The 11,815-nt window shown below is 48.2% G+C and carries 8 protein-coding genes and 1 pseudogene; 7 read left to right on the forward strand and 2 right to left on the reverse strand.

Features of this window, described 5'->3' with window-relative positions:
• Window positions 1-3 precede the first annotated feature (3 nt).
• From DPF93_RS18635 to DPF93_RS18655, 5 genes are all read left to right on the forward strand, one after another.
• Window positions 4-639 (forward strand): response regulator, encoded by a 636-nt coding sequence (locus DPF93_RS18635; protein ID WP_114767558.1) that lies wholly within the window; start codon window positions 4-6, stop codon window positions 637-639.
• A gap of 201 nt (window positions 640-840) precedes the next feature.
• A complete protein-coding gene (locus DPF93_RS18640; RefSeq protein ID WP_114767559.1) occupies window positions 841-1,467 on the forward strand; it encodes a MarC family protein in 627 nt (208 codons plus the stop codon).
• A gap of 217 nt (window positions 1,468-1,684) precedes the next feature.
• Entirely contained in the window at window positions 1,685-1,948 is a 264-nt protein-coding gene (locus DPF93_RS18645) for a DUF4212 domain-containing protein (protein ID WP_075649464.1), read from the forward strand.
• Between the two features lie 12 nt (window positions 1,949-1,960).
• Window positions 1,961-3,688, forward strand: coding sequence for a sodium:solute symporter family protein (locus DPF93_RS18650; RefSeq protein ID WP_075649465.1), 1,728 nt, complete (start codon window positions 1,961-1,963; stop codon window positions 3,686-3,688).
• 150 nt (window positions 3,689-3,838) lie between these two features.
• The gene (locus tag DPF93_RS18655) at window positions 3,839-4,321 is read left to right on the forward strand and encodes a hypothetical protein (RefSeq protein WP_114767560.1); all 483 of its coding nucleotides are present in this window, start codon (window positions 3,839-3,841) and stop codon (window positions 4,319-4,321) included.
• Window positions 4,322-4,335: 14 nt separating this feature from the next.
• Here the strand turns inward: DPF93_RS18655 and DPF93_RS18660 are convergent.
• Together DPF93_RS18660 and DPF93_RS18665 are read right to left on the reverse strand one after the other, a co-directional pair.
• Window positions 4,336-7,766, reverse strand: a pseudogene (locus DPF93_RS18660) (hybrid sensor histidine kinase/response regulator).
• Between the two features lie 75 nt (window positions 7,767-7,841).
• A complete protein-coding gene (locus DPF93_RS18665) occupies window positions 7,842-9,029 on the reverse strand; it encodes a 3-phenylpropionate MFS transporter (protein ID WP_114767561.1) in 1,188 nt (395 codons plus the stop codon).
• 186 nt (window positions 9,030-9,215) lie between these two features.
• Here DPF93_RS18665 and DPF93_RS18670 point away from each other — a divergent pair, with 186 nt between their 5' ends.
• Entirely contained in the window at window positions 9,216-11,042 is a 1,827-nt protein-coding gene (locus tag DPF93_RS18670; protein WP_114767562.1) for a DUF294 nucleotidyltransferase-like domain-containing protein, read from the forward strand.
• Between the two features lie 12 nt (window positions 11,043-11,054).
• Window positions 11,055-11,687: a 3'-5' exonuclease gene (locus DPF93_RS18675; protein ID WP_114767563.1), complete on the forward strand. Its 633-nt coding sequence runs from the start codon at window positions 11,055-11,057 to the stop codon at window positions 11,685-11,687.
• Window positions 11,688-11,815: the final 128 nt, after the last annotated feature.

Consider the following 11,815-nt stretch of genomic DNA (forward strand, 5'->3'; position numbering starts at 1 on the left):
GTCATGGACTCGACTTACACGATTATTATTGCTGACGACCATCCGCTATTTCGAAACGCGCTATTTCAGGCGATTCATATGGCGATCAGTGGAGCAAACTTGCTTGAAGCTGATTCTTTAGAAGCGTTGTTGGCATTATTAGCCAAGGAGTCGGATCCCGATCTGTTACTACTCGACCTAAAAATGCCCGGAGCCAATGGCATGTCAGGTCTTATTCAAATGCGTGCCGAATACCCAGATTTGCCGATTGTCGTGGTTTCTGCCAGCGAAGAGCCATCGGTTGTGACACAAGTGAAAAGCCATGGCGCGTTTGGCTTTATTCCTAAATCAAGTGATATGCGTGAGCTTATCAGTGCACTCAATCAGGTCCTCAATGGCGAACCTTTCTTCCCTGAAGGATCCATTACCAACAATGCCGCTTGTACCGATCTCGCGGAAAAGATTGCGACCTTAACTCCACAGCAATACAAAGTACTGGGCATGTTGTCCGATGGCTTGCTCAACAAACAGATCGCCTACGAGCTCAACGTATCTGAAGCGACCATCAAAGCGCACATGACGGCGATTTTCCGCAAACTCGGGGTTAAAAACCGTACTCAAGCGGTGATCTTATTACAGCAACTTGAATCTGAAGGTTGATTTCACTTAGCGCTAACTTTCTCGCCCCGCCCTTTTGCTACACTTAGTCTGTTGGCGCGATACGCGCCCATCCCTCTGTTAATTCCTTGAGATAAGTCGACTCGCTATGGCTAATGCCCCGCTGTCGTTCAGACCGCGCTGGCAGTACTGAGTCCTGCGTTATGGTTTTCTCACTCATCTAACTAACTCTGGGAGATCACTTTGCTTAGTATTGTGCTTACTCAATTCGTCGTCTTGTGGGCGGTCATCGATCCGGTCGGAACCGTACCTGTCTACTTATCACAAACCCAGCATCTATCAGTTAAGCAGCGCCGTCTCGTGGCACTCAAAGCCGTTGCTATTGCCACTGGGTTATTGCTGTTTTTCTTAATTGCCGGTCAGTTGCTGCTCGAAGCGATGCAAATCCCATTACCTGCTTTTCAAGCTGCTGGCGGACTAGTGCTACTCCTGTTTGCACTCACCATGATCTTTGGTGAAAGCAAGCCAGAGCAAGAACAGAAATTAACCCAAGAGCTGAGCCACTCAGAACTCGCCGATTTGGCGGTTTACCCGCTCGCCATGCCTTCTATTGCCTCACCGGGTGCCATGATGGCAATTGTGATGCTAACCGATAACCATCGCTATTCATTCATCGACCAAGCGATCACCGCTGGTGTGATGCTCGCAGTATTGATTGTGACGCTGTTGTTTTTGTTAATGGCTAGCCATATCCACAAGCTGATCGGCAACGTAGGAGCTGCGATCATTAGCCGTGTGATGGGGCTGATCTTGGCGGCAGTTGCACTCAATAACCTCTTAATGGGTATTCGCGACTTCTATTTTGTGTGATCGATCTACTATTACGCGTGCTACAGCATTAGACCTTTGGCTTAGTTAACACAAAATTAACATTCATAAAATCCATTACATTTATTTATATGACTGATTAATAAGTAAATAATTAAAAATCATTGCCGACTAAAGTTGAAAAGAGATCTTGTTACGACGCTGCTATTGTAAATCGTGAAACAAATTCTTAACAACAAACATGCGTAAGGAGACGGCAATGGCGTTTGAAAGTCAGGAACGAGCCAAAGCCTATTGGGAAAAGAACGTAAGACTGATGATCGGTTTGATGGTTGTTTGGTTCTTCGTATCTTTTGGCTGTGGCATCTTATTTGTTGATGTGCTTAACCAATTCCAGATTGGTGGCTACAAACTTGGCTTCTGGTTTGCTCAACAAGGCTCCATCTATACCTTCCTAGGGATCATTTTCTACTATGCGTGGAAGATGCGTCAGATCGACCGCGAATTTAATGTAGATGAGTAAGGAGTAGCTCAGATGGATTTGAAAACTATCACTTACCTGGTTGTAGGGGCGACATTTATCCTCTACATAGGTATTGCAATCTGGGCACGTGCTGGCTCAACGAAAGAATTCTACGTTGCTGGCGGCGGTGTAAACCCAATTGCAAACGGCATGGCGACAGCCGCTGACTGGATGTCAGCAGCATCGTTCATCTCAATGGCGGGTCTAATTGCCTTTATGGGTTACGGTGGTTCCGTATTCCTAATGGGTTGGACTGGTGGTTACGTACTACTTGCTCTACTACTGGCACCTTACCTACGTAAGTTTGGTAAGTTTACCGTGCCTGAATTCGTAGGCGAACGCTTCTACTCAAACACAGCACGTATTGTAGCGGTTGTGTGTCTTATCATCGCTTCGGTAACTTACGTTATCGGTCAGATGAAAGGTGTGGGTGTGGCATTTGGTCGTTTCCTAGAAGTTGATTACTCAACAGGTCTACTGATCGGTATGTGTATCGTATTTATGTACGCCGTAATGGGCGGCATGAAAGGTATTACGTACACGCAGATTGCTCAATATTGCGTACTCATTCTTGCTTACACTATCCCTGCAATCTTTATCTCTCTGCAGCTAACTGGTCACCCTCTACCACAAATCGGTCTTGGGAGTACCATCTCTGGTACCGATGTCTATCTACTCGACCGGCTCGATCAGGTGGTAACAGAGCTTGGCTTTAGTGAATACACCACTCAAGTTCGTGGCGACACACTCAACATGTTCGTCTACACCATGTCACTAATGATTGGTACTGCAGGTCTACCGCACGTAATCATCCGTTTCTTCACTGTACCTAAAGTACGTGATGCACGAACGTCAGCAGGTTACGCGCTACTGTTCATCGCGATTCTATACACAACTGCTCCTGCAGTATCAGCGATGGCGCGTCTAAACCTAATGGATACTGTGAACCCGGCTCCTGGTCAGCACCTTGCTTATGATGAGCGTCCTGACTGGTTCAAGAACTGGGAGAAAACCGGTCTACTAGGCTTTGATGACAAAAACAACGATGGTCTGATTGAGTACACCTCAAACCCAGCGACCAACGAGTTGAAAGTTGACCGTGACATCATGGTACTGGCTAACCCTGAGATTGCGAAACTGCCTAACTGGGTAATCGCACTTGTCGCAGCGGGTGGTCTGGCAGCAGCACTATCAACCGCAGCAGGTCTATTGTTGGCTATCTCCTCGGCGATATCCCACGACTTAATCAAAGGCGTTATCAACCCGAATATTTCTGAGAAGAAAGAGCTACTTGCTAGCCGGATATCGATGGCGGTGGCAATTGCGGTGGCAGGCTATTTAGGTCTTAATCCACCAGGCTTTGCCGCCGGTACGGTAGCACTAGCATTCGGTCTTGCGGGCTCGTCTATCTTCCCGGCACTGATGATGGGTATCTTTAGCAAGAGCATCAACAAAGAAGGCGCGATTGCCGGTATGATCGCTGGTATCAGTGTGACGCTATTCTACGTATTCCAACACAAAGGCATCCTATTTGTTGCCGATTGGACTTACCTAGAAAGCTGGGGCAGCAACTGGTTCTTCGGTATTGAGCCAAATGCATTCGGTGCAATTGGTGCGCTATTCAACTTCATCGTGGCATTCGCAGTATCGAAAGTAACCGCGGAAACACCACAAGAAGTGAAAGATTTGGTAGAACACGTACGTGTACCAGCTGGTGCTGGCGACGCAGTCGACCACTAAAATCTAACGTAAAGCACAAAAGCCCCTTCGGGGGCTTTTTTATTCCTGACAGTCTGTTTAAATAAACATCTATACCCAATAACTTAACGCGATAACTTGATGAGTTATTGGGTATAAATGTTTATCCCGTCGTAGTAGCAAGGAAGCCCTATGTTTAAAAATAAACACATTATCATTGCCCTGTTGGTCGCACCGATTCTCTCTATCATCGCTTATTTCGGTACCGATTTAGCACTCAGTGAAAAACCTCATGCGGCAAAAGAAGGACAGAGTTACAAGCTACTGAGTAAGTCAAACTGCCGTTATACCAGTGGCATCTGTGATATGGAAAATGGCGAGTTCAAGATCAAGTTTCGCTCGGAGAAACTGACTGCCGAAGGGCTAGAACTTTCACTGACTTCTGCATTCCCGCTAGAAGGCATTAAGCTCTCTCTGGTTGACGATGCTGAGCAACAAGCCAAACCTATCGATATGCAATCTAGTAGTGACGATGGTAAGAACTGGTTGATTAAGCTACCAGCACCGGCTTCAGAAGAAAGCTGGTTGCGTGTTGCGGCGCAAGCAGATGGTGTGCTGTACTACGGCGACACTCAAACAGCGTTTGTAAAATACGAAACGCTGCTGAGTGAGTAAAACAACCTTTTAGACTAGGCGATACGATTGAGTATCGCCCTGAGTTTGAGCGGTTTAACTGGCTTAGGAATAAAGCTAAAACTGTTCGACTCTATCCCTGCCAACATATCTGGCGTGCGATCAGCACTGATAATCACACCAATAAAACTGTCGCCAAGGCGCAAGCGGCATTGCTGCAAGATCTCTAGACCTGTACGCCCATTATCAAGCCGGTAGTCAGACAGAATCACATCGGGAAGCCAATCATCATCAATGGCTCGCATGCTCTCAACAATGTCGACTGCACAGCGCACATCACAGCCCCAACGCGCCAATAGTTGCTCCATACCAATTAAGATATCCGGCTCATTATCCACACACAGCACCTTGATATGACTTAAGTCCGAGACTGCCTGCACAGGGGAAACCATAGCTTGTGGCGCAGCCTGACTGGCTCGCTTCAAACGAATAGAAAATACGCTGCCACTACCTGGCCAAGAACGCATCGAAATCTGATGCCCAAGTACGCTGGCAATCCCTTTGGAAATCGCCAGCCCAAGCCCTAAGCCTTGGTCTGAGCGCACCTGGTTGCCGCGATTAAACTCTTCAAAAATCTCTTGCTGTTTATCTTCACTAATCCCCTCACCGTTGTCCCACACTTCAATGCGAACATCCTCACCACAGCGGCGTACGCCGAGTACAACTTTGCCACGCGGGCTATAGCGAAAGGCATTGGTCAAAAAGTTTTGCACTACCCGGCGCAGCAATTTGGGATCTGACTCGACCAGCTGCTTACTCGGCACCATACTAAACTCAATACCTTGCTGCTTGGCTAACGCACTAAATTCGGCATTAAGATTGGTCAATACACCGCTAATCGCAAATCCATGCACATTAACATCCAACTTGCCTGACTCTAAACGCGAGATATCCAGCAGATCGCCAATCAAGTCTTCCGCCGCGCCCAGCGCACTTTCAATATGATTCGCCAGTTGCTTGGTTTCGCTCTCTTTCGCCACTTCAGACAAAGAGGAGGCAAATAAACGCGCAGCATTGAGCGGCTGCATTAAGTCATGACTCACCGCCGCCAGAAAACGCGATTTAGAGCGCGATTCATGCTCAGAACGCTGCGTGGCAGTGACCAATTGTTTATTTAACCGCTCCAATTCTTGGGTACGCACTTGCACGCGCTCTTCCAGTGTTTCATTGGCATCTTTGAGCGCTTGCTCGGCATCACGAAAGACAGTGATATCGGTAAAACTCATCACAAAGCCGCCACCTGGCATCGGGTTTCCCTGCACCTCAATCACACGCCCATCAGGACGAACACGAGAAGAAGTATGCCGCGTGCCTTGTTCTAAATGGTAAATTCGCCGGCGCACATGATCTTCAGGGTCGCCCAAGCCACACAAACCTTGCTCGGCATTGTGACGAATCACATCCGCGATCGGACGACCCACTTGGATTAACCCAGGAGGGAATTCAAACAACTCAAGATAACGCTGGTTCCACGCCACCAGCCGCAACTGTTTATCGACCACGGCAATGCCTTGTCCGATATGTTCAATCGCCCCTTGCAATAAACCACGGCTAAAGTCATACAGCTCAGAGGCTTCATCAACAATGGTCGCCACTTCTTCGAGCTGCATATTGCGACCTTGTAGCGCCGAAGTCAGTACTAACTTAGCTGAGGAAGCGCCAAAGACGCCAGCCAAAACCCGCTCAGTGTGACGAATCAAACTTGCCGGAGCTTGCTGGGTCGGCATCAAGGTTTGTCTTTGCTGTCCCCAATATTGCTTAAAGGCGCTGCGCACCCGATGACGCCCAACAAATCGCGAGGCTAACATCTCCAATTCTGCCACCGTGACTCGGCTTTGATAGAGACTCATGTTCTCACTTTCAGGCAGAGGGGTACCGATAAACGATGCTGATTGTAGGCGTTCACTTAAACTGGCGCGCGTGACCAAAGAGATCAGCACATAGCAGAGAGTATTCACGCTTAAGCTCAGCACGATTCCCCAATCTGAAGCCTGCAACCCCACTTCGCGTAACACTAATGGCGGCTCAATCAACCACAACAAGACGTTATTGTGGCTATCGCCAGCAAGTAAGCCAGTGGCATTCATCAAGGTGATCAGCCAGAGGGTAAAACCAAACAGCAAACCAACATACACCCCTTTGCGGTTGCCTTGGCGCCAATACATACCGCCAATCAGCGCTGGGGCAAATTGGCTGATCGCGGCAAAAGAGAGAAATCCTATCGCTGACAAAGATTGAATGTTGCCCAGCACTTGATAAAACCCCCAAGCCCCAAGTAGCAGCAATAAGATTAACGCGCGACGAATCACCAATAAAAGCCCCGAGAACTGGCGATGCCCGCGGCTGCTAAGACGCATTCTTCTTAGCAATAAAGGCATCACAAGATCATTGGAAACCATGATGGCGAGCGCGATGGTTGAAACAATTACCATCCCACTGGCAGCCGAAGTGCCACCAAGGAACGCGAGGAGCGCCATATCCGTTGCGCCCACCGACATTGGCAAACTAATTACATAGGTATCGGCGCTCACCCCAGAAAGCAGCGCTTGCCCAACCCACGCGATCGGCAAAACGAAAATACCCATAAGCACAAGATATAACGGAAAAAGCCAGCGGGCGGTATGCAGATCTTGTGGTCGCTCGTTCTCCACCACCATGGTATGGAATTGGCGCGGCAAACAAAGAATCGCCATCATGGTCAGCACAGTATGAATGATAAGCGTCGGCCAGTTGGGCGCCTGATAGGTTTGCACCGCGAGATCCATTAAGACGATATCGGCGCGATTAAGAGCAAGAAAGAGAATAAAGCAGCCCACCACCATAAAGGCAATCAACTTGACCATCGATTCAAACGCAATCGCCATCATCATGCCACGGTGGTGTTCGGTGTTATCGATGTGGCGCGTACCAAACAGCATGGTAAAGACCGCTAAGGCGAGCACTACAAACCAAGAAGCATCCACGCCAAATAGCATGCCTTCGGCTTTTAAACTTGGTGCGACAACCTCTAATCCCATGGTGATGCCACGCAACTGCAGCGCAATATAAGGCAAAATACCCACCACCGCGATCAAGGTGATCACCACCGCGAGTCCTTGTGATTTGCCTAACGGGCAGCAATAAAGTCGGCAATAGATGTGATGTGTTCGCGCTTAGCGACAATGATCAGTCTGGCGAGAATGCGCCACCCTAAGGTGAAGACGATAATTGGGGCGATATAGATAGGTAGAAACGACCAAGGGTTACTGCTGGCTTGCCCGACCGTGCCGTAGAATGTCCAAGAGGTACAGTAAACCGCGATGGATAAGCTGTAAATCCACGGTCGCCATTTGGCGAGCCAACCGCGCTGTTTGTCTCCGTACCATGCAATCCAAAATAACAGTCCTAGATATAACAACGATACGGGAATCACGAGCCATCCTTGCATGCGATATCCTTTAAATACACTCTGTTAGATAGCGCTATTAAACTAACAGAGTGTATAAATATCAATCAGATGAGGTTAATTCTGTGCTTCAAGCTCAGCTTTATCTGCCCCATCTTTTCCACGTCGTGCTTTTGGCTCGGCGTGAATGAACAATGCCAGAGCGCCCATCGCCGCCATCGCCCAAAACACATTAGCGCCCCAATTCTCATAGCCCCAGCCACTTAGTGCTGTCATCAGTGCAATAAACGCTCCTAATGGAATCGCGTTGTACAGCGCCTGCAAAGCCACCATACGATTTTGATCAGAGGCTTGAATGTATTGAATCGCGGCAATGTGCGCCACCGCAAAGGTCACGCCGTGTAAAAGTTGGATCACCACCAGTGCCAGCAGTGCCGTGGTAGACGCGGTGATACCCCAACGCACCATGACGCCAACCGAGGCAACCACAAACAGCGCACGTAAACTCCAACCAACAAACAGTCGCTTACTCAGGGCAAACACCAACACTTCCGCGACCACCCCAAGGCTCCACAAATAACCGATCACAGCTTCTGAGTAACCCGCCTCTTTCCAGTAGATGGAGCTAAAACTGTAGTAAGCGGCATGGCTACCTTGGATCAGAGCCACCAAAGTTAGGAAGCGAATCACACTGCTTTCACGTAATAGTTCACTTAACTTAGGTCGCACCATCTGCTGCTCAGAGTCCGTCACCGGCATCGGATTGATGGCGCGCATCGAAAACAATAAGGCGATAAACATACCAAACAGCGCGGTGAAGAGGATCATGTCAGAGCCATACAGCGAGACCAAATAGCCAACCACCGTTGAACCAGCGATAAATGCCACCGAGCCCCACAAACGAGTACGACCATAATCCAACATCTTGAGTCGACCATAGTAGTTCGCCATCGCATCAGAGATTGGGATCAGCGGTCCAAGACACAGGTTGAATAAAATCGTTGCTGCCGCCATTAACCAGAAGCTACCGCCAGTAAAAAAGTGGAAACCAACAAATATAAGCCCGGCGAAGGTGATCATTCTCAGCGCAGGCATAAGGTGTTCCACCTTATGAATACGCGGAGTCAGCACTAAGTTCGCCACACAGCGGGTGGCAAAACCCAATCCCAATAAAATACCAATATCAGAAGGCGAGACGCCTTGCTCTTCAAACCACAGCGCCCAAAATGGCAAATAGACGCCATAAGCAAAAAAGAAACCAATCAGGTATTGAGAAATCCAGCCATAAGGCGAAGGGGTAAACATGACAACCTCTAAAATATGTATCAGCTGGCGGTATTATCTACTGAGCGCCGACAGAGAAAAAGGGAACATTCAATTTGTTGCTCTTTCCTCTTTGTCTAACACGACTTGCTTCGACCAAAGTCGTCTAGCGCAGCCAAGTAAATTTGTCACACTTAGGAGGTAGAAGCCGAGATTCTAAGGTGCATCATGCCAGACAAATTTAACATGCAATCTCCTCCATTCGACCGCTTGGATGAAGCTCAACAACAAACACTGCGAGCTTCACTAGATGTGGCTTACTTCCGTGGTCGAGATACGATTTTACGCAGCGGCGCAGCAAGCAAACACTTACACATTTTGATCAAAGGGGTGGTCGAAGAACAATCGACTGATGGTAAAGAAATTTTTGCCCATTATGCCAATGATGATTTGTTTGATGTGCGTTCGTTATTTGAAGGTGAAACACGCCACAATTATATCGCGCTTGAAGATACGCTTTCCTATCTATTGCCCAAAGAAGTATTTCTCGATTTATATGAGCAAAATGGGCAATTTGCGGCCTACTTCGACAATAACCTTGCCAAACGCCAAGCGCTGGTTGAAGCGGCGCAACAACAGCAGAATCTCGCCGAATTTATTTTGAACAAGGTCGATAGTGATATCTACCATCCACCGCGTATTCTTGCGCATGATCAGCCGCTTGATGAAGTCACTCTGTTTCTCAAGAGCAATGCGGTCGACTCGGCATTGATTGAACTTGCTGACGATGATCCTCGCTTACAACAAAACCCCAGTCAATTGCCCTACGGCATTATCACCCGCACCAATATGCTGCATGCGGTGATGCTCGATAGGCTGCCGCTCGATACGCCAGTTGGTCAAGTCGCAACGTTTCCCGTCATGCATGTCGATGAAGGTGACTTCCTGTTTAATGCCATGATAGCCATGACGCGCAACCGAATGAAGCGACTTATGGTTTGTGATGGCAACCAACCTGTGGGCATGTTGGATATGACGCAGATCCTCAGCGCCTTCTCCACCCATTCACATGTATTAACCTTAAGTATTGCCCGTGCGACTTGCGTTGAAGAGTTAGCAATCGCTTCCAATAAACAACGTCAGTTGGTCGACAGCTTGCTCAGCAATGGCATTCGCACTCGCTTTATTATGGAGCTTATCTCCGCGGTCAATGAGCAAATCATCGAGAAAGCGTTTGAATTAGTGGTGCCACCCGCTCTACACGATCATTGCTGCTTAATCGTACTTGGCTCAGAAGGTCGCGGGGAGCAAATCCTCAAGACCGATCAAGACAATGCACTGATCATTAAAGATGGCTTACATTGGGAACAATGTGCCAAGGTGATGAACGAACTGACTCACACCTTGCAGCAACTCGGCTACCCTCTTTGCCCGGGCAATGTCATGGTCAATAACCCCGAATGGGTTAAATCACAAAGCGAGTGGAAACTGACCTTAAAACAATGGTCAAAAGCCACTAATGCCGAGCAAGTAATGAAGCTGGCAATTATGGCGGATGCACATGCGGTAGCCGGTAATGAAGATCTGCTGCAACCGGTTAGTGATCACTTACAAAAAATCATGTTCAACAACATGTTGACGCTGCAAGACTTCTCGCGACCAGCATTGCAATTCTCCCTACCACTAACACTGTTTGGTAACGTCAAAAACGACAAACAAGGACTGGATCTAAAAAGCGGGGGCATCTTCCCCATCGTGCATGGTATTCGCACACTCGCGCTTGAATACGGCGTGATAGAGAAAAACACCTTTGAACGGATTGAGACCCTACGCCGCAAAAAGATCCTCGAGCCAGAAACCGCAGATAACCTCAATGAGGCGCTTAAGCTGTTCTTTAAATTGCGCCTTGCTCAGCAGCTTAGCAATCAACACAATCACAACCGGATTGATCTTAAGCAACTCGACCGAAGTGAGCGTGACTTATTGCGCCACAGCCTGCATGTGGTGAAAAAATTTAAGCAATTCCTTGGCTATCATTATCAGATAAGAGATTAGTGGAGAGCGGGTATGAATTGGTTACAACGACGCTATTGGCACTACAAACTCAAAGGCTCACCGTTCCAACACTATTTTGGTTCGTTAACTCAAGGCGAGTACGTCTCACTCGACTGTGAAACCACCAGCTTAGATCCCAATCGAGCTGAGCTAGTCACCATTGCGGCAACTAAAATCATTGATAACCGCATTATCACCAGCCAGCCCTTTGAGGTCCGCTTACGCGCGCCGCAATCTCTCGACTCAGGCTCGGTAAAAATACATAAGATCCGCCACAAAGATCTCGAAGACGGCATCGATGAAAAACAGGCGCTACTCAAGCTACTGCACTTTATCGGTAACCGCCCTTTGGTGGGCTATCACATTCGCTATGATAAGAAGATCCTCGATCTGGCTTGCAAAAAACAGCTTGGCTTTCCACTGCCCAACCCACTGATTGAAGTGAGCCAGATCTATCATGACAAATTAGAGCAGCACCTGCCCAACGCCTACTTCGACTTAAGTTTAGACGCCATCTGCAAGCATTTAGACTTACCGATGCAGGATAAACACGATGCACTGCAAGACGCAATTTCTGCCGCGCTTGTCTTTGTTAGGCTGACCAAAGGCGATCTGCCAAGTCTCTCCATTCCATACCAACGTTAAGGTACGCCGTTGATTTCAGCGCGGGGGATAGCCAGCCGTTTTAACTCGACTCATCCCCCATTCATCCTAAAGTCTAATTGAGAAAATAGCGGCGCTGGCTGACAGTTATAGCATTGCTAGGTTCAGGC

Source organism: Vibrio rhodolitus, assembly GCF_003350325.1.
Classification (GTDB): domain Bacteria; phylum Pseudomonadota; class Gammaproteobacteria; order Enterobacterales; family Vibrionaceae; genus Vibrio; species Vibrio rhodolitus.

Excerpts from the sequence above, each read along its gene's own strand:
- DPF93_RS18635 (WP_114767558.1), top strand. The coding sequence starts at position 4 with ATGGACTCGACTTACACGATTATTATTGCTGACGACCATCCGCTATTT.
- DPF93_RS18665 (WP_114767561.1), bottom strand. The coding sequence starts at position 9,029 with ATGTTTACCCCTTCGCCTTATGGCTGGATTTCTCAATACCTGATTGGT.
- DPF93_RS18645 (WP_075649464.1), top strand. The coding sequence starts at position 1,685 with ATGGCGTTTGAAAGTCAGGAACGAGCCAAAGCCTATTGGGAAAAGAAC.
- DPF93_RS18675 (WP_114767563.1), top strand. The coding sequence starts at position 11,055 with ATGAATTGGTTACAACGACGCTATTGGCACTACAAACTCAAAGGCTCA.
- DPF93_RS18655 (WP_114767560.1), top strand. The coding sequence starts at position 3,839 with ATGTTTAAAAATAAACACATTATCATTGCCCTGTTGGTCGCACCGATT.
- DPF93_RS18670 (WP_114767562.1), top strand. The coding sequence starts at position 9,216 with ATGCCAGACAAATTTAACATGCAATCTCCTCCATTCGACCGCTTGGAT.
- DPF93_RS18650 (WP_075649465.1), top strand. The coding sequence starts at position 1,961 with ATGGATTTGAAAACTATCACTTACCTGGTTGTAGGGGCGACATTTATC.